16 protein-coding genes and 1 pseudogene are annotated in these 17,540 nt (G+C 45.5%); 7 read left to right on the forward strand and 10 right to left on the reverse strand.

Going from position 1 to position 17,540, the window contains the following annotated elements; translation table 11 throughout:
• Positions 1 to 128: 128 nt before the first annotated feature.
• Positions 129 to 1,817 (forward strand): HD domain-containing phosphohydrolase, encoded by a 1,689-nt coding sequence (locus CHL1_RS01200; protein WP_250934409.1) that lies wholly within the window; start codon positions 129 to 131, stop codon positions 1,815 to 1,817.
• Between the two features lie 87 nt (positions 1,818 to 1,904).
• Here CHL1_RS01200 and CHL1_RS01205 read toward each other — a convergent pair whose 3' ends face one another.
• The 3 genes from CHL1_RS01205 to CHL1_RS01215 are packed head-to-tail and all read right to left on the reverse strand — an operon-like array spanning position 1,905 to position 6,591.
• Positions 1,905 to 3,836, reverse strand: coding sequence for an ABC transporter ATP-binding protein (locus CHL1_RS01205; RefSeq protein WP_250934410.1), 1,932 nt, complete (start codon positions 3,834 to 3,836; stop codon positions 1,905 to 1,907).
• Positions 3,833 to 6,067 carry an ABC transporter ATP-binding protein gene (locus CHL1_RS01210; RefSeq protein ID WP_250934411.1) on the reverse strand — a complete coding sequence of 745 codons (2,235 nt, stop codon included), beginning with the start codon at positions 6,065 to 6,067 and terminating at the stop codon, positions 3,833 to 3,835. Before CHL1_RS01210 ends, CHL1_RS01205 begins: the two co-directional genes overlap by 4 nt.
• Positions 6,064 to 6,591 carry a MarR family winged helix-turn-helix transcriptional regulator gene (locus CHL1_RS01215; RefSeq protein WP_148636931.1) on the reverse strand — a complete coding sequence of 176 codons (528 nt, stop codon included), beginning with the start codon at positions 6,589 to 6,591 and terminating at the stop codon, positions 6,064 to 6,066. Before CHL1_RS01215 ends, CHL1_RS01210 begins: the two co-directional genes overlap by 4 nt.
• A gap of 195 nt (positions 6,592 to 6,786) precedes the next feature.
• On the opposite strand from CHL1_RS01215, the gene CHL1_RS01220 reads away from it, so the two are divergent.
• The 3 genes and pseudogenes from CHL1_RS01220 to CHL1_RS01230 all read left to right on the forward strand — a co-directional run.
• Positions 6,787 to 7,515 carry an AzlC family ABC transporter permease gene (locus CHL1_RS01220; RefSeq protein ID WP_250934412.1) on the forward strand — a complete coding sequence of 243 codons (729 nt, stop codon included), beginning with the start codon at positions 6,787 to 6,789 and terminating at the stop codon, positions 7,513 to 7,515.
• Positions 7,512 to 7,847, forward strand: coding sequence for a branched-chain amino acid transporter permease (locus CHL1_RS01225; RefSeq protein WP_070371582.1), 336 nt, complete (start codon positions 7,512 to 7,514; stop codon positions 7,845 to 7,847). The genes CHL1_RS01220 and CHL1_RS01225 overlap by 4 nt, the downstream gene beginning before the upstream one ends.
• A gap of 38 nt (positions 7,848 to 7,885) precedes the next feature.
• Positions 7,886 to 8,023 (forward strand): annotated as a pseudogene (locus tag CHL1_RS01230) (MerR family DNA-binding transcriptional regulator); the annotation flags it as partial.
• 203 nt (positions 8,024 to 8,226) lie between these two features.
• Here CHL1_RS01230 and CHL1_RS01235 read toward each other — a convergent pair.
• A complete protein-coding gene (locus tag CHL1_RS01235) occupies positions 8,227 to 8,583 on the reverse strand; it encodes a winged helix-turn-helix transcriptional regulator (RefSeq protein ID WP_148636934.1) in 357 nt (118 codons plus the stop codon).
• Between the two features lie 138 nt (positions 8,584 to 8,721).
• Here CHL1_RS01235 and CHL1_RS01240 point away from each other — a divergent pair, with 138 nt between their 5' ends.
• Both CHL1_RS01240 and tsaA read left to right on the forward strand, forming a co-directional pair.
• A complete protein-coding gene (locus CHL1_RS01240; RefSeq protein ID WP_148636935.1) occupies positions 8,722 to 9,030 on the forward strand; it encodes a pyridoxamine 5'-phosphate oxidase family protein in 309 nt (102 codons plus the stop codon).
• 236 nt (positions 9,031 to 9,266) lie between these two features.
• The gene (tsaA, locus tag CHL1_RS01245; RefSeq protein WP_250934413.1) at positions 9,267 to 9,743 is read left to right on the forward strand and encodes a tRNA (N6-threonylcarbamoyladenosine(37)-N6)-methyltransferase TrmO; all 477 of its coding nucleotides are present in this window, start codon (positions 9,267 to 9,269) and stop codon (positions 9,741 to 9,743) included.
• 2 nt (positions 9,744 to 9,745) lie between these two features.
• Here the strand turns inward: tsaA and trmB are convergent, their stop codons facing one another.
• The 3 genes from trmB to CHL1_RS01260 all read right to left on the reverse strand — a co-directional run bounded on the left by trmB (position 9,746) and on the right by CHL1_RS01260 (position 13,149).
• Positions 9,746 to 10,408, reverse strand: a complete 663-nt coding sequence (gene trmB / locus CHL1_RS01250; protein ID WP_250934414.1) for a tRNA (guanosine(46)-N7)-methyltransferase TrmB — start codon at positions 10,406 to 10,408, stop codon at positions 9,746 to 9,748.
• 24 nt (positions 10,409 to 10,432) lie between these two features.
• A complete protein-coding gene (gene abc-f, locus CHL1_RS01255; RefSeq protein ID WP_250936207.1) occupies positions 10,433 to 11,911 on the reverse strand; it encodes a ribosomal protection-like ABC-F family protein in 1,479 nt (492 codons plus the stop codon).
• A gap of 335 nt (positions 11,912 to 12,246) precedes the next feature.
• A complete protein-coding gene (locus CHL1_RS01260) occupies positions 12,247 to 13,149 on the reverse strand; it encodes an SPL family radical SAM protein (RefSeq protein WP_250934415.1) in 903 nt (300 codons plus the stop codon).
• A gap of 177 nt (positions 13,150 to 13,326) precedes the next feature.
• Here CHL1_RS01260 and CHL1_RS01265 point away from each other — a divergent pair, with 177 nt between their 5' ends.
• On the forward strand, positions 13,327 to 14,472 hold the full coding sequence (locus CHL1_RS01265; RefSeq protein ID WP_250934416.1) for a transglutaminase domain-containing protein: 1,146 nt from the start codon (positions 13,327 to 13,329) through the stop codon (positions 14,470 to 14,472).
• Positions 14,473 to 14,666: 194 nt separating this feature from the next.
• On the opposite strand, the gene CHL1_RS01270 is transcribed toward CHL1_RS01265, so the two are convergent.
• From CHL1_RS01270 to thrC, 3 genes are read right to left on the reverse strand one after another with little or no spacing between them, the layout of a single operon-like run.
• Positions 14,667 to 15,101 carry an ACT domain-containing protein gene (locus CHL1_RS01270; RefSeq protein ID WP_070371574.1) on the reverse strand — a complete coding sequence of 145 codons (435 nt, stop codon included), beginning with the start codon at positions 15,099 to 15,101 and terminating at the stop codon, positions 14,667 to 14,669.
• Between the two features lie 4 nt (positions 15,102 to 15,105).
• Positions 15,106 to 15,996 carry a homoserine kinase gene (gene thrB / locus CHL1_RS01275; RefSeq protein ID WP_070371573.1) on the reverse strand — a complete coding sequence of 297 codons (891 nt, stop codon included), beginning with the start codon at positions 15,994 to 15,996 and terminating at the stop codon, positions 15,106 to 15,108.
• Entirely contained in the window at positions 15,989 to 17,494 is a 1,506-nt protein-coding gene (thrC, locus tag CHL1_RS01280; protein ID WP_250934417.1) for a threonine synthase, read from the reverse strand. Before thrC ends, thrB begins: the two co-directional genes overlap by 8 nt.
• Positions 17,495 to 17,540 lie beyond the last annotated feature (46 nt).

The raw sequence follows: 17,540 nt of genomic DNA on the forward strand, positions 1-17,540 counted from the left end.
AAAGGTCAGAAAGACAGCTCTTTTTAAGATGCGCAGGGATTTAGTAATAAATTCTATTGAAGTTCACAAAAAAATAATATATCATGAAATTAGTTTTATTTCGATTACAATAAAGGATGTTGGCTGATATGACAATCTATGATTCGCTGTTTCTTTTATATTCCATTGGACTGGTTATTTCAATCATCTGTATTATCGGTGTGGCGCTTCAAAAACCGTCCGATGAGCAGAAGCTGATGCTCCTGATTGCTTTTTTTGCGTTTTTAATATCGCTGGGATATTGGTTGGGGATTCAGGCCAATTCGGCCGAAGCCATCATAATTGCTGACAAACTGATGTATTTGGGTGGCTGTAGTCTTTATTTTCTGTTCGTCCTGTTTTTTGTCCGTTATTATAAGATTAAGGCACCAATCCTTTTTTTTCCGCTCTTTGGCCTGCTTTGTCTGCTGTTAATTGGGGCGACCCTGACGATGGATCTGCACCACTGGTTTTATCAGAGCTATGCCTTTGTTTATAAAACCGGTGTGCCGGTGCTGCTTAAAGAATATGGCATTCTTCATACCATCTACATGATCATGGAAGCAGCTGTGGTCGTGGGGCTGATTGTGGTGGTGATCGATCAAAGTCGCAAACGGAAAGACAAGGAATGGTGGGAGCCATTGCTTCTGGTGGCGGTACCTTTAATTCCGGCAGCTATTCATCTGAGCAAATTATATCTGCCAATTCAAATTGAGATAGCAGCCATTGGCATTTTGATTTCCGAGCTCTTATTGATTGTGCTGATCTATCGACTCAAGATTTATGATATCAACGATACCGCCAAACAATTGATCATTGATTCGATGGATGATGCCATCATCGTGGTTGATCACAATTACCAGTACAAAGAAGTCAATGAACAGGCCATTGTACTGTTTCCGGATTTTGCCAAAGCCAAAAAAGACACCGGTCTGGCGGAGATCTCCCCGGATCTCGATCAGATCCTCAGAGCGCAAGAAACCAGTTTATGCTATCGTGAAAGCCGGATTTATGAACCGCGGATCAGAACGATCCGCCGCAACAGCCAGATCCGCGGCTATGTGATCTGGTATCAGGATGTCACGGAAGCGGAAAAACGCAAAGAACTGATCCTTAATTACCAACAAGATCTACAGCAGGAAGTGGTGCAGAAAACCGCCCAAATAAAAGAGATTCAGGAACAGGTCATCATCAGTTTTGCCAATATTATCGAAATCCGGGATACCATCACCGGGGAACATGTCCGCCGAACCAGTCTTTACGCCGAAAAAATTGCGGCAGTACTGCTTCAAAATGGCGATTATCCGGAGACCGTTAATGAACACTTTATCCGGCTGCTCTATGCGGCGGCACCGCTGCATGATGTGGGGAAAATTATGGTTTCTGACAGTATCTTGAATAAGCCGGGAAAACTGACAGAAGCAGAATGGATACTGATGAAAAAACATGCCGAAAATGGACAGAAGATTTTAGAAAATGCCCTGTCAAAAATTGAGGATGTAGATTATTATAAGATGGTTTGCGAGGTTGCCAGGTATCATCATGAGCGCTGGATTGGCGGGGGCTATCCGGATGCTTTATCGGGCGAAGCGATTCCTCTGAGCGCCCGGATTATGGCCATTGCCGATGTCTTTGATGCCCTGACGTCGGCTCGGCCCTATAAAGAGATCTATGATTTTGATACGGCCTTTGACATTATCAAAAACGAACGGGGCCTGCAATTTGATCCGATCCTGGTTGATGCCTTTTTGTCAATTCGCAAAGAAATCGAAGCGATTGCGATTGATCAGGGAAACTAAAAAACGTTACATTAAAACAGGGAGCTGTTCGGATCGGTATGTCGACCCGGACAGCTCCCTGTTATTTGAAAGAATCGGTGAGATGAATTAGCTAAGTAGCGGATTAACCGCCAATAAATCTTCGGCCAATTCGTTTTCCAGCTCTTCGGCTTTTTCAAACTGCGAATTATAAAGCTTGGCATAAAAGCCATTTTCAGCCAGCAGATCGTAATGGTTGCCCTGTTCCACGATATCACCTTCATTCATTACCAGAATCAGATCGGCATTTTTAATGGTCGATAAGCGGTGGGCGATGACAAAGCTGGTTCGCCCTTCCATCAGGTTATCCATGGCTTTCTGAATCAGCACTTCAGTACGGGTATCCACCGAGCTGGTGGCTTCATCAAGAATCAGGATTTTCGGATCAGCTAAAATGGCCCGGGCAATGGTCAAAAGCTGTTTCTGACCCTGAGAGACATTGCTGGCTTCTTCATTTAAGCACATGTTATAGCCATCCGGTAGAGTGTGGACAAAATAATCCACCTGGGCGGCTTTGGCTGCCGCTTCCACCTCGGTATCTGTGGCATCGAGACGACCGTATTTGATATTGTCCCGGATGCTGGCATTGTAAAGCCAGGTATCCTGAAGGACCATCCCAAAGAGGCTGCGCAGATCACCCCGGCTGAAGTCTACAATATTGTGGCCGTCCACCAGGATGGCCCCGGATTCGACATCGTAAAAACGCATCAGCAGTTTGACAATGGTGGTTTTGCCAGCGCCGGTAGGGCCAACAATGGCGACCTTCTGACCCTCTTTAATGTGGGCCGAAAAGTCTTTGATAACTGGTTTTTCGGGATGATAACCAAAGTTCACGTGGTCGAAGTCGACCTGACCAGAAACGCTTGCCAGATCAAAAGCCGTAGTGCTTTCTTCCACTTCTTCCGCTTCATCCAGAAAGGCGAAGACCCGTTCGGCGGCAGCGGTGGTTTGTTGCAGAATGTTTGAGATATTGGCAATCTGCATAATTGGCTGGGTAAACTGGCGGACATATTGGATAAAAGCCTGGATATCACCAACGCTTAAGCGACCATTCACGGCCAGATAACCGCCGAGGATACAAACCGCCACATAGCCCAGGTTACCAATAAAATTCATCATTGGCATCATCAGTCCCGATAAAAACTGGGACTTCCAGGCTGAGCTGTAAAGGGTGGTGTTATAATGGTCAAATGTTTCAAAAGAAGCTTCTTCACCGTTAAAAGCCTTAACGACGTTGTGGCCACCGTACATTTCTTCGACATGGCCGTTAATGTGGCCCAGATAGGTTTGCTGTTCACTGAAATGAGGCTGGGATTTTTTAACAATGTTTACCACCACCACAAATGAGATCGGTACGATCAGCAGCGCCACAATGGTCATTTGCCAGCTGATTGAAAACATCATGATCAGTATACCCACCAGAGTCGCCACGGAGGTAATGATCTGGGTGACGCTCTGGTTCAGGGTCTGATTGACCGTTTCAATATCGTTGGTCAGAAAGGAGAGCACTTCGCCATAGCTGGTTTTGTCAAAATATTTAAAGGGCAGACGATTAATTTTGGCAAAAATATTGCGTCGCAATTCATAGGTGACTTTCATCGAAATGCCGGTCATGATATAGCCCTGTATATAGGAAAACAGCGCCGCAATGACGTAGAGACCAAGGAGCAGCAGCAGAATCTGACTGATATAGCCAAAGTCAATGCCCTTGCCATTATCGGCAATCAGATTCATAACCCCTTCAAAAAGAGCCGTGGTGGCATTACCCAGAATTTTTGGTCCAACAATCATAAAGACCGTCGAGGCAACGGCGAAGATCAGCACAAAGAAGAGTCTGATTTTATAGACCGACAGATAACGGGCCAGTTTTTTAAGGCTACCCTTAAAATCCTTGGCTTTTTCGCCGGGCATCATGCCAGCGGGGCCACCGGGGCCCCGGCCCATTCCGCCGCCGCCCATGGGGCCGCGTTTTGGTGTTTTGAGATTATTTTGATCGCTCATATGTTTAGTTCCTCCTCTGATAATTGTGAGGATGCAATTTCCTGGTAGGTGGCACAGCTTTTTAAAAGTTCATGATGGGTGCCCTTGCCAACGATTCGGCCATGATCCAGAACGATGATCTGCTCCGCATGCATAATGGTGTTGATTCGTTGGGCGACAATCAGCACCGTACTGTTACCGGTGTATTCTTTTAAAGCCCGGCGCAGAGCCACATCGGTTTTATAATCCAAAGCCGAGAAGCTATCATCAAAAATATAGATATCCGGTTTGCGCACCAGCGCCCGGGCAATTGATAATCGTTGCTTCTGACCGCCGGAAACATTGCTGCCACCCTGGGCGATTTCCCGCTCGAAACCATCAGGACTGCCTTCGATAAAGTCGGAGGCCTGAGCAACCTGAGCCGCAAGGGCCAGATCGTCATCACTGGCATTTTGATTGCCATAGCGCAGATTAGAAGCGATCGTACCCGAAAAAAGCACCCCTTTTTGGGGAATGTAACCAATCTTTTCCCGCAGATCATGTTGGGTAACTTCCCGGATGTCCAGACCATCAATTTTGACTGCACCAGCAGTCACATCAAAGAAGCGGGGAATCAGATTGATCAGGGTTGATTTACCCGAACCGGTAGACCCGATAAAGGCCGTGGTTTCGCCGGGCTTAGCTGCAAAGCTGATATCATGAAGGACATCTTCCTCAGCGCCTTCATAGCGGAAAGAGACGTGGTCAAATTCGAGGGTGGTCTGGGCGTTCATCGGCAGTTCTTTGGGGGTAGCCGGATCGACAATGCTGGGTTTAACCGCCAGCACTTCCTGAATCCGATCGCCGGAAACGGCCGCCCGGGGAATCATGATAAACATCATTGACATCATCAGGAAGGAGAAGATAATCTGCATGGTGTACTGCATAAAGGCCATCATATCACCAACCTGCATGGCGGCATCAGCGATTTGCTGGGCACCGACCCAGACAACCAGGAGGGTCACACCATTCATGATAAACATCATCGTTGGCATCATAAAGACCATCACCCGGTTGACAAAGAGATTATTGGCAGTGGTGTCCTTATTGACCGCATCAAAACGGTTTTCTTCAAATTTCTGGTTGCCGAAAGCGCGGACGACCATCAAGCCGGTCAGGCTTTCCCGGGTGACCAGATTCAGTTTATCAACCAGTTTCTGAATCAGTTTGAAACGGGGCATGGCGACGGTAAAAACGACCCCAATAAGTAGCATAATCGCCACGACAGCGACAACGATAATCCAACCCATCGAGGTGGTTCGGCGCAGTGCCATAATAATTCCGCCAATGGCCAAAATCGGTGAATAGATGAGAATCCGGATGCCCATAATCAGCATCGTCTGGATTTGGGTGATGTCATTGGTGTTTCGGGTGATTAGTGAGGCGGTTGAGAATTTATCAAATTCGGTATTCGAGAAGCACTGAACTTTTCTAAAAACATCCTGGCGGAGGTTTTGGGAAACCCCGGCAGCGATGCGGGCTGAAAAGAAGCCGATTAAAATTGATGCCAGAGCGGCAATTAACGATAACAGCAGCATCAGTGCACCAATTTTTAAGATATAAAGATTTTGTATGGCACCAACATCGACACCCAGTTCAATATAGAATTGTTTGGTGAATTGAACGGCGGTTTGAATCTGCATCGATTCTGGAGTTTGGGCAGCTTGTTCCCGGGCCTCATCAAAGGTTGATGAAGGCAACTGCGTCAGCATTGGCAGAGCTGCATAAATCTGGGTAAAATCCAGGTCTGTCATGCTTTCGGAGGCGCTGGCATCGGCGGCTCCGGTATCCAGCGAACGCATGTAATTAATAAATGTCCAGGTAGCTTCGCCAAAAATGGGGTCTAGCGTGTCAAAGGTTTCCGCAGTCGGATCGGTCAGCACATAGATACTCTCGGTTTCCAATGCCGGAAATTTTTCCAGGGTGCTCTCATAATTGGGATTACTGGTATCCTCCGGGCTCATCAGCAGATAGTTATCGGCTACCGTTTGCTGATCATCCGCAGTCATAAAGGTTGTCATCAGGGTATAGCCGTCTTCACTGATGGCTTCTGGGGTGGCATGCTCGATCCCGTTTTGCTGGATGCCGACATTGACAATATCGGACATGTAGTTGGGCAGATTCAAATCGGATATCGCTTGCACAAAAAGCAGCACCAGGGTAATGAACAGTACCCCCAGATAGGGTTTTAAATAGCGTGAAAGCTTGATCATGTTGTTTTCCTTTCTGCTTGGTCTTTTTGTTTCAGGCCGCATTGTTTTTGATCAATCTGATCAAAGGCGACCGCTAATTTGTCTAATAAAAGCACCAGCGCCTGGGCATCTTCTTCGCCCAGTAAGGTGGCGGCTTCGTCATAGATTTGGAAGCAGGATTTTGATACATCGGTTTCCAACTGACGGCCAGCGGCAGTGAGGTTTACATAAACCAGGCGGCGATCCTTGCTGGAGGCAATCCGCTCCACATAGCCATGTTTTTCCAACGTCGAGATGGTTTGAGAAACGCCAGGCATGGAAATGGCGGTTTCTCGACTGAGCTGGGAAATTTTAACCCCGGGGGCCAGCGGAAGATTATTAGTCAGGGCTGTTTTTTGTTCCTCGTCATACATTTTTTTAAGGGTTTTTAACATAAAAAACTCATGGGGTTTGAGATCCTGCATAAATTCTTTATGAATCCGCCCCATGCTTGATTTTTTAATGCGATGAAATGCCTTAAAAAGATCGTGTCCATTTAAATTCAATGATAACTCCTTTCGCAGATTAATGATTAACTGAGATAACAGTTAATCACCATAATAGTTAATTTACTTAAGTAAACATATTATAAACAAAGAGCAGAATTATGCAAGGTAAAAAACTTTTGAAAAGCATTAACACAAAAATTTATGCTATAATAGTTCAGTAACTTAAGGAAAATTAAGATAAGGAGCAGAAAATTGAATACAACCAAGAAAAAAGAAGCATTTAAAGAGACCTTAAAATATGCATTTATTCAAACCCTGCCAGTTCTTTTCGGCTATGTTTTCATGGGCATCGCCTTCGGCATTCTGCTGGAAAAAGCCGGATACAATTTCATCTGGGCATTCTTTATCAGTCTGATTATATACGCTGGTTCGATGCAATTTGTGTTGATCGGAATGCTGGGCGGCGGCATGGGCTTGTTGTCGATGATCGTCCTGACCCTGTCGGTGCAGAGCCGTCATATTTTTTATGGATTATCCTTTATTGAGAAATTCAAAGCAATGGGAAAATGGGGCTGGTATATGATTTTTTCGCTGACTGACGAAACCTATTCGCTACTTTGTGGGATGAATATTCCCAAGGAACTGAATGAAAAACAGGTGTTTTTTACGGTAGCGGCCCTGGATCAGAGCTACTGGATTATTGGCTGTACCCTTGGGGCAGTCATCGGCAGCTTCATCGGCTTTGATACTACCGGCATTGATTTTGCCATGACGGCTCTGTTTGTGGTAATTTTTATTGAGCAGTGGTACAGTTATCAATCCCATTTACCGGCCCTGCTGGGGACGATTTGTGGGGTGGCATCGCTTGTTATCTTTGGACCTGGCGCTTTTATTCTGCCAGCGCTGATTGCGGCGGTATGCTTGTTGCTGGTTTTTAAAAACAGCATTAAAATCGGCGAGAATCAGGAGGTGTGTCAATGAGTACAGAATTTTTAACGCCGTTATTGGTAATTCTGGTGGTGGCCGCATGCACCTTCCTGACCCGCTTTCTGCCCTTTGCCCTGTTTGGCGGCGGAAAGGAAGTACCAGCCCTGGTTAAAACCCTGGGCGATCTGCTGCCGCCAGCGGTTATTGCCATTCTGGTGGTTTATTGTTTAAAAGGAGTCAGTGTGATGGTGGCACCACATGGTTTTCCCGAGTTTATAGCAGTTGCCATTGTGGCGCTGTTGCACATTTGGAAGCGTAATAATCTGCTTAGTATCGGCGGGGGAACGCTGGTCTACATGGTGTTGATCCAAATGGTGTTTGTATAGATAGTCACCAGAATCAAAGCAGATGATAAGAGGTAGAAATGTTTAAAATTGGTGAGTTTTCTAAGCTAACCCAGGTATCGATTCGGATGCTCCGTTATTATGACGAAAACAACTTGTTAAAACCGGCGAAGACAGATCCTTTTACTGGCTATCGCCTGTATTCGGTGGAGCAAATTCCGCCGAAAATATTGCCGGGGTCTATCGTTCACTGGCCTATTGGCTGACTGAGCATGGTGGGTTTAGAATGAAAGGAAATAACCGACAGATTTGTCACCGGGGGCCCTGGAATGAGGAAAACCCGGCTCATTACCTGACCGAAATTCAGATTGGATTGGAAAAAGCAAATTAAAACATGGGAGATAGTATTATAGATTTTTAATCAGTTTTTTATGTCCTTGCCCCATGCAGAAAGACTTCCCAGAATCGGAATAAGACGATTCGTGTTTTTGGTTAATTCATACTCGACTCTTAAGGGCATTTCGTTGTATTGTGTGCGGAGGATGAGACCATCCGCTTCGAGTTCCTTCAGTGAGGAAGCGAGCATGGTGTTGGTTACGCCTTTAATTTTTTTTCTTAACGCATTATAACGTGTCGGCCCGTCGTTATACAGTGCACACAGGATGGGAATCTTCCATTTACCTCCAATGATTTCAAGAGCAGCTGAAAGTGGGCATTTTTCTTGGCATGGGCAGATGTTTCCGGAACATAAGGAAGTTGTGTTTTCAGAGATAGTCATTTTTTTCTTATCTACTTTCTATTTTCGTATTTGATCATATTTTTTTGCGTAGTTTACAAGCTATTTAAGTTAGTATTATAATTGTATCAGGTAGTAATTACGGAGTCAATTGCTATACTAAACTTTGGAGGAATTGAAATGGTTATTAATGAAGAAATGAAAAGTGTTATCGAAAACTCGGCGTTCCTGACAATTGTAACAATGTGTCCCGATGGTAGCCCACACCCAATTATTGTTGGAGGTGGTACAGTTGAAGGGGACACTGTTTCGGTGGGCGTCTATGCAATGAAGGTTACGCAGGAAAATATCAAGAAAAACGACTGTGCGATGTTGCTGGCAGCTCAAAAATTTGAAGGTGGAGCCAAAGGTTGTCGTTTTACTGGCAGTGCAAAAGTTATTGACGGGAAATTTGTATTTACGGCAACAAAGGCTGAAGCCCTTATTTAAATCAATAAGAATAATACCGCTATTAAAAAACCACTGATTATGTGAGACCTTGAGAGTCTTTGTAATCAGTGGTTTTTAATTGGACACTAATATTAATGCATTTTTCAGGATTAAAGAGATTTCGATTAAGTTTAGTAGAGGTGCTTTCTTTCAATTATATAATTATGATTCTTATTGACTCTCACATGGTGTCAGGGTCTAGAATAAGAATATAATAAAGTTATGGAGGTAAACAAATGAAACAAGGTTACGTAAAACCAATTGGCACCATTCGTGTTCAGGGGGAGGAGATCTTTATTGAACTGGAAGAAGCCTATCGGGAAGGGCTGGAAGGACTGAACGGGTTCTCGCACATCAATGTTTTCTGGTGGTTCAGTGAGTTTGATAATGAAGCGGCCAGGAAGGTTCTTTCCGGCCCCCAGCCCTATAAACAGGCCCCGGCGGTGATGGGCGTATTTGCCACCCGATCACCAATTCGGCCCAATCCCATTGCCTTGACCCCGGTTTCGGTGTTGGAAATCGACGATCAAAAAGGGATTATCAAAATTCCCTACATTGATGCCAATGACGGCACCCCGGTGTTGGATATTAAACCCTATACCCCCAGTCTGGATCGGGTACAAAATCCTTTAGTGCCACATTGGTGTGAACATTGGCCTAAAAGTGTGGAAGCATCTGGTGATTTTGATTGGGCGACGGAGTTTAATTTTTAAGTTCAAAACGAAGCTAAGCTGGCAATTAAGAACTTTATCTTAATCCCCTGGTCACTAAACATTCTTTCATGCTCGGTTTCAATATTGTCCGGATAGTCCGAGGCGTGAAGATCATTAATCAGGGTGGTGATGGTAAAACCAGATGATTCAAAATACTTTATGGAATCGCGAAACAACTCTTCGCTGTCGGTTTTAAAATAAATCTCGCCATTTTCAGCTAAGAGTTTTTTATACTTTTCCAGTTGTTTAGTGTGCGTCAGCCGCTTTTTATGAAAGCGGCGGCGAGGCCAGGGATTACAAAAATTAATGTAAATCCGCTCGACCCCATCCTCGGGAGCGAGGATCATATCAATCCGTTCAATATCCCAGGACATGATCTGGACATTGTCAATGGCTTGGTTTGTGTCAGCGTAGGCTGCTTGGATGTTGCGTTTTGTCAAACCTAGAACGGCGTCAATCAGATCAATGGCCAGATAGTTGGTTTCGGGATGGCGGCTGGCCAGTTCGGCAATAAAGGTTCCTTTTCCGCAGCCCAATTCAATATGAAGGGGCTGCTTTTTCTTAAATAAGTGGTGCCATTGGCCGCGATGAACCGGCGGTGTGGCCTGAAAAAAGCCACAAGCTTCCAGCTCCGGGCGGGCCCAGGGTTTTGGTCGTAGATGCATGGGTTACTCCTTTGGTAAATTGTTTTATAGTTCTATAATTTTTGTCGCAATATGGTCAATGAAGGATCGGTCATGTTCCACAAAGATCATCGTTGGCGGGGTCTGTAGCAAAAGCTCCTCAATCTGCAACCGGGAGAGGACGTCGATATAATTAAGCGGTTCGTCCCATAAATATAAGTGGACCGATTGACAAAGGCTGCGGGCTAAATAGACTTTCTTTTTTTGCCCCTCACTAAAGCTAGTCAGGTTTTTCTCAAATTGCTCCCGGTTAAATCCCAGCTTTCGCAAAATGGTTTTAAAGAGACTTTCGTCAATCCCTTGGCAGCGGGAAAAATCACGAAGATCACCGGTTGGTAAGTCGGTGTCTTGCGGAATATGCGATAGCTGCAGCTGACTGCCCAGCTCCAGATTGCCGGAAAAGCTGATTGGCTGGCCCAGTAGCAGTTTAAGCAAACTGGATTTACCCGAGCCATTCGGACCGACGATGGCAATCCGGTCGCCCTGGTTGATCGTAAAATTTAAATCGTTCAGAATGGGGCGGTCATCATAGTAAAGGGACAGGTGGTTGGCCGAAATCAGCCGCTCTTTTTGATAAGCCCGGGGCCGTATCTTGAGACTGTCGTTCCAGTCGATATTTTTCATTAACTTTTCTTTTGACTCAATATTCTTTTGCTGACGCTTTTCCAGCGATTTGGAGCGTTTCATCATTTTCGCAGACTGATGACCAATATGGCCCCGATCCGGGCGAAGGCCGGAAACCCGTTGTCCGTTTTTTGACTTCTCAACGGCATTCGACCAATTTTCGGTGCGTTTGGCAGCGGTTTTTAATTGATCGATTTCCTGTTTGAGTTTTTTATTTTGATTGCATTCAAACTGATCCTGACGCTGTTTATTAAGAAGCCAGCTGGAATAGTTGCCTTTTTGAATCTCAATGTTCATTTTGTTAATCGACAAGACGTGATCGACGCAATTATCCAGGAAGGTGCGGTCGTGGGAAACCAGAATAAAACCCGGTTTCTTTTTCAAATACTGACTGACAACACGTCGACCTTCCAGATCGAGATGATTGGTCGGCTCATCAATTAAGAGAAATTGATTTGGTTTTAAAAATAAGGCCGCCAGTAATACCTTGGTTTGCTCGCCCCGGCTCAGGCTGCTAAATGGCCGCTCCAGCAGCGCTGCATCCAGGTTCAGTAGCGACAGCTCCCGCTGCAGTTCCCAGAGCGGGTAATCAGGATAAATCTCATCGACAAGAGTGCGAGTCAGTTGGGAAGGGTTCTTGATTGCAAAAGGAAAATATTCAAAATCGACCGCTGCGGCGATCACGCCGCTATAGTCATAAAGACCCATCAGAAGTTTTAAAAAGGTCGTTTTGCCGCGACCATTACGGCCGATAAAACCCAGTTTCCAGTTTGTGTCGATGGTAAAGGAAACATCTTCAAAAATATTTTCGCAACTGCTTTCGTAGTTAAAGCTTAAATGTGATATGGAAATTTGTGACATCATTGTACCTCTCTTGCCAAGCCAGATAACAGTAGCTTGGACACATAAAAAACCGCAAGAAAATTATCCTGCGGCTCAATGATGGGCAGCCCAAAAAATCCATAAATAAGGAGTTGATGGTGCTAGAGAGGCAGTGCTTTTCTTGTAATTCTCTTGCTTAAGCGCACCAAAACAAGCGGTTTAACCGCAGGTTTTGAAAACACTTTCCAATTGTTTCTTAGCAAGATAAATTACGCATCCTCTTTACTCCTTTTTGTAGTCTGATTACAGTCTAACATCTTTTTTAAAAGAATTCAATCCCAAACCGGGTGATTAGTATCTATTGCTGGATATAATTAGGGCGTTAAAAAGGAAACCTGTTCTTCTGATGGCGGATAGACCTTCAGCTTTTCTTTAATCGGTTTGCTGTAGCTATTGGATAGACCAAAGGACTGACGCAGGGGATTGAGTCGGCCATAGAGTTCGTCTTTATATTCTTTGGGAGCGCCGCCTTTTTTGTAGAGCTTCCACAGGGTATCGTATTTTTCGGGATAGTTGGTTTTAATGAAGTCAAAAAAGGCTGGCTTGGTGGCTCCCCGCAGATACAGGGCGCCGGGCAGCACATAATCGATACCGGCATCCTGGCCGGCGGCAAACAAAGCCGAAAGGGTCTCGGAATCATCGGTCAGCGTGGGAATAATCGGCATCAGATGGTGACCGATGGAGGCATTGGTTTTTCGAAATTGTTTGAGCATTGCAAAACGGGCAGAACTGGAGACAGCGCCGGGCTCGATTTTTTTTCGGACAGCTTCATCTAAAGTCGTCACCGTGGCGGCAACATTGATATAGGTAATCCGGGACAATTGGTCAATCAGGTCATAATCCCGGAGCACCAGGTCTGATTTGGTGGAGATAATCGCCGGGGTCTTATATTTGATCAGGAGCTTTAGTATTTCCGGCATCAGCTGATACTGGGCTTCCGCTGGCTGATAGCTGTCAGTAACGCCACCAATATTGATGATTTCCCGTTTCCAGTTTGGCGAGGCGAGTTGTTTTTCCAGTACGTCGACGATATTGGTCTTGACCGAAATGTTGGTTGTGAAATCAGCAAGGCCGCTAAAACCATGGGTTCCCATGGCATAGCAGTAGCGGCAGCCATGGCTGCAGCCCTTAAAAATATTTAAATCCCAGCCATAGGGAGTTTTTCGCTTCAATTCATGCAGAGCCGTTGTGCAGGTGATTGGGTGATACGTTGGCATAGTAGCCTCCTTAAGATTTCTTTATCCTTACTTAAGTATAGGTCATAAAAGTTTAGGGTGTCCATAAGAATTTGTGGTAAAATTATTTACTGTTTGGCATAAATCTCGGGATAATAAATGCAGATGTTTAAAATAAAGGGTAATAAAGAAAAGAGATCACACAAGGGGGCAACAGGCATGAGCAATCATAACGGAAGAAAAGTAGTTGCAGTCATCATTATTTCAATGCTGATTATTTTACTGGTAGCAGCCGGGGCCTATCTGGCTTTGGAAGATCTGGTTGGCGGCATGGATATCCAGTCATTTTTTGAGGATAGTCAAGCTCAGCAGAATGAAGAAATCGCCGCCAGTCAGCAGCAGGCCTTTGATGGCTATGCCTTTCTTGAGGATAATGAAAAACAGGCCTATGCCAGAGTGGTTGGTATGCTCACCGATTTTGATACCGAGGTGAAAGTCAGTGGAGTCGATACTGAAGAAATCGAGCGGGTTCTGGCGGCCATCGATTATGACTATCCGGAAATATTTTGGGCCGGGGAGTTTTCCTATTATTTTGATGAGGGCAATCAGAAGGTCAGCAAGGTGATGGTTGAATATCCCTACGATGAAGCCGAGAAAGAAAGACGGCAGACCGAAATTGAAGCGGCTTTTCAGGAATACAGCAGGGGTATAAAAAGCGGCATGAGCGACTATGACAAAGTCAAATATGCCTATGAATATGTAATCAAAAACACCATCTATCAGGAAGACCTTGAGGATGATCAAAACATCTACAGCGTCTTCGGGAAAAAGGGCTCAGTCTGTGCGGGTTATTCCAAAGCGATACAATATCTGTTAAAGCGAACTGGGATTGAGTGCTCCTATGTGGCCGGTGAGGCCATTGGCCAGGGGGCCCATGCCTGGAACCTGGTGCGGGTTGATGGGGAGTATTATTATCTGGATGCCACCTGGGGGGAGTTTAACATTGCTGATAACGCTGAGCCGGAAAAGAGCATCTTCTATGACTATTTCTGTGTCACCACGGCGGAATTGCTTAAATCGCATCATCCCGATCAGACCTTGATTGCCTACCCGGAGTTTACCGCTACGGCAGCCAATTATTTTGTCAAAGAAAATAAGCTCTATGACCTCAACAAAAAAAGCGAGGAAAACCGTTTTGTCGGCGATCTGGAAGTAGCCCTGGATACCGGAGAAAAATATTTTCATTATGCCATAACCGATGCCAATACCATCGGCGTTGCTGAAGATCTGATGGATGATGTGCTGGGATCCTATTACTGGTTTTCCAGTGAGGACAGTTTATCAAACACGATCGAGCTTTATTAAAGTGGAAATAAAATTCAAAGTTATCAAAAAAGATAACCTAGTACCGACGATTGTTACATCATGTTGTACGCATCGGAGCGGACACGGCAGAGCCTGTCCGATTCCGCAGCGAACAACAGATTAACAATTGGTCGGTACGGTAGTTTATCGACAACCAAAAGCCCCATTCTGATTTTTCAGAATGGGGCTTTTGTTTATTCCATCGCAATCAGATGAACACCGTGAACGCCGTCCAGAGCTTCCAGTATGGCCATCAATTCATCGATAGTCAAGATCAGATCTTTGCCGTCCAGAGTCACAATCACAATGGCGGCCTGGTTAATGGGGATATCCTGATGAATGGTGATGATACTGGTCTGGTGGTCCCGAAGAATGTTTAAAATATTGGACAGGATTCCGGGCTGGTCATCCAACTTAAACGACAGGGTGAACTTCCGGCCATAGTTTTCCGAAGGCGTAAAAATATAGTCCTTATACTTATAATAGGTGCTGCGGCTGATACCCACCTTTTTGACCGCATCACTGACAGATTTACACTGAGAGGACTCCATGAGGATCCGGGCTTCCACCACCTTGGAATAATAATCGGGGAGGATTTTTTTATTGACAATCAGATAATCTTTGATCATTGGCTTAACCTCCCAAAATCTGGACACCAGTATGATCGGGCGTCAGGGAAATGAGCTGCCAACCTGGTGCTTTTTCTGCTAGATAGGCCTGCATATCCGGCTTAAAACCACGGTTATCCACTGAATTAATAGCCAGAATGGTGGGCCCGGCCCCGCTGATGCAGGTGTTGAGGCAACCCATTTCCCTGGCTTTTTTGGTAATCACGTCGTAATGGGCAATCAGCTTTTTGCGATAGGGCTGGTGCAGGCGGTCCTTCATGCACAGCTTTAAAATATCCTCAGCACCGTTGGCCAAGGCCAGATAGGTCATGGTGGCCCGGGGCAGATTATGGGTGGCATCGGCAAAACTGATTTTTTTAGGCAAAACCTGACGGGCATCGGATGTCGATAATGGAAAGTCCGGCACCAGGGCATAAAATTCATAACAGGGATGCACCAAACTCTTGATATAGGTGTTTTTGCCGTGATCGTTCATCGATACCACCAGGCCGCCAAAAATGGCCGGGGCGACGTTGTCCGGGTGGCCTTCCAGCTCCACCGCTATGTCAAACAGTTCATCCGCTTTCAAGGGCGAGCCAATCAGGGCATTGGCACCAAACAAGCCGCCGACAATGCAGGTGGCTGAACTGCCCAGACCCCGGCTGATGGGGATATCGACAGCGGTATGGATATAAAGGCCCCGGGGACGGTAGCCCACTTTTTTAAAGACCTTCTGCATCGACCGGTAAACCAGATTGGTATCACTCTGATATTTTCGTTCCACCCCCCGGATCGTCAGCTTGCCGTCATTCTTTTCTTCAAAACTGAAAGTATTATAAATCGACAGTGCCAGGCCAAAGGCATCAAAGCCCGGGCCGATGTTGGCACTGGTTCCCGGTACCTGAACCTTAATCATTTTTGTCCACCTGATCGTTTAAAAAATCAAGAACAGCCTGGGACATATCGGTTTTATCGCATTGACCCTGATGCTGATTGGCTTTTTTATCCAGATCCTTTAAAGGCTTGGGAATGGTGGTGCCGGGTTTTTGTGCCAGAATATTTAACAGCTCATAATCGTTGCAGTCACAGTCACCGAAGATGCTTTCATAAACCGAACGTCCGAACTTGTAGGGGCTGGCGGTGGAGACAATCACCGTTTTGGTGGTATCTCCGGTTTCATTGAGATAGTCGTCATAAACCTTGTTGGCAACGGCCGTGTGGGGATCCATCAAATAATGACTGTCGTCAAAAATGGCTTTAATGGCCTGGGCGGTTTCGGTTTCATTGGCAGTACCGGCATAGAAAAGACCGGTTTTTTCCATCAGGGCTTTTGAAGCCTGGTAAGCACCCTGATTTTTAAGCTGGGCCATCAAATCACTGACGGCATCGGGATCGGCACCGGAGACATCGTAAAGTAGCCGCTCCAGATTGCTGGAAATCAGAATATCCATGGATGGTGACGAGGTTTTATAAAAATCGCGATTGCGGTTGTAGTTGCCGGTTTCAAAAAAGTCGGTTAAAACCTTGTTGGCATTGGAGGCACAGATCAGCTTGTTAATTGGTAAGCCCAGTAGCGCAGCATAGTAACCGGCCAGGATGTTGCCGAAATTCCCAGTCGGGACGACAAAATTTATTTTTTCATCCGGCTGGATTTCACCCCGCTTAAGCAGTTCATAATAGCTGTAAAAATAATAAACCACCTGAGGCAGCAGCCGGCCGATATTAATGGAATTGGCTGAGGAAAAGATCACATTGGCTTTAGCCAGTTCGGCCGCCAGTTGGGGATCGTTGAGGATCACTTTAACACCATTTTGGGTATCGTCAAAATTGCCGTCGACACCAACCACACAGGTGTTAGCACCGATTTGAGTCAGCATTTGTTTCTCCTGAACGGTGCTGACCCCATCCTTGGGGTAAAAAACAATGATGCTGATATCCGGAACATTGGCAAAACCTTCCAGGGCGGCCTTGCCGGTATCACCCGAAGTTGCTGTTAAGATCATAATTTTCTGCTGGTTGTTGACGTTTTTCATGGACTCCACCATCAGATATGGTAAAATAGTCAGAGCCATATCTTTAAAGGCACAGGTGGGCCCGTGAAAGAGTTCCAGAAAATAACGGTCGTTGACTTTTTTTAAAGCAACCGGTTCTTGTTCTTCGAATTTACCGGAGTAATAAGCGCCCTGAATCGAATCTTCAATTTGTTTGGCGCTGAAATCATCAAGAAAAGCGCAAAAGATCGCCTTAGCCATCTCGCCATAGCTTTTTCCGATAAATTGGGTTGGGTCTAAATTAATCTGATCAATAAAGTTGGGGACAAAGAGTCCACCATCCGGAGCCAATCCTTGCAGGATGCCCTGGGATGCAGTAACGTTGATGTCTTTGGATCGCGTGCTGTTATAGCCTTTTTTCATGTAATTCCTCCAAAAAATATGGTGTGCCGAGAAAAATCGGAAAAAT

The organism is Acetobacterium wieringae (genome assembly GCF_023700225.1).
Classification (GTDB): domain Bacteria; phylum Bacillota; class Clostridia; order Eubacteriales; family Eubacteriaceae; genus Acetobacterium; species Acetobacterium wieringae.

What these genes read in the sequence shown, in the direction of transcription:
- CHL1_RS01200 (WP_250934409.1), top strand. Translation starts at nt 129, where the DNA reads ATGACAATCTATGATTCGCTGTTTCTTTTATATTCCATTGGACTGGTT.
- CHL1_RS01205 (WP_250934410.1), bottom strand. Translation starts at nt 3,836, where the DNA reads ATGAGCGATCAAAATAATCTCAAAACACCAAAACGCGGCCCCATGGGC.
- CHL1_RS01210 (WP_250934411.1), bottom strand. Translation starts at nt 6,067, where the DNA reads ATGATCAAGCTTTCACGCTATTTAAAACCCTATCTGGGGGTACTGTTC.
- CHL1_RS01225 (WP_070371582.1), top strand. Translation starts at nt 7,512, where the DNA reads ATGAGTACAGAATTTTTAACGCCGTTATTGGTAATTCTGGTGGTGGCC.
- CHL1_RS01235 (WP_148636934.1), bottom strand. Translation starts at nt 8,583, where the DNA reads ATGACTATCTCTGAAAACACAACTTCCTTATGTTCCGGAAACATCTGC.
- CHL1_RS01240 (WP_148636935.1), top strand. Translation starts at nt 8,722, where the DNA reads ATGGTTATTAATGAAGAAATGAAAAGTGTTATCGAAAACTCGGCGTTC.
- tsaA (WP_250934413.1), top strand. Translation starts at nt 9,267, where the DNA reads ATGAAACAAGGTTACGTAAAACCAATTGGCACCATTCGTGTTCAGGGG.
- trmB (WP_250934414.1), bottom strand. Translation starts at nt 10,408, where the DNA reads ATGCATCTACGACCAAAACCCTGGGCCCGCCCGGAGCTGGAAGCTTGT.
- abc-f (WP_250936207.1), bottom strand. Translation starts at nt 11,911, where the DNA reads ATGTCACAAATTTCCATATCACATTTAAGCTTTAACTACGAAAGCAGT.
- CHL1_RS01260 (WP_250934415.1), bottom strand. Translation starts at nt 13,149, where the DNA reads ATGCCAACGTATCACCCAATCACCTGCACAACGGCTCTGCATGAATTG.
- CHL1_RS01265 (WP_250934416.1), top strand. Translation starts at nt 13,327, where the DNA reads ATGAGCAATCATAACGGAAGAAAAGTAGTTGCAGTCATCATTATTTCA.
- CHL1_RS01270 (WP_070371574.1), bottom strand. Translation starts at nt 15,101, where the DNA reads ATGATCAAAGATTATCTGATTGTCAATAAAAAAATCCTCCCCGATTAT.
- thrB (WP_070371573.1), bottom strand. Translation starts at nt 15,996, where the DNA reads ATGATTAAGGTTCAGGTACCGGGAACCAGTGCCAACATCGGCCCGGGC.
- thrC (WP_250934417.1), bottom strand. Translation starts at nt 17,494, where the DNA reads ATGAAAAAAGGCTATAACAGCACGCGATCCAAAGACATCAACGTTACT.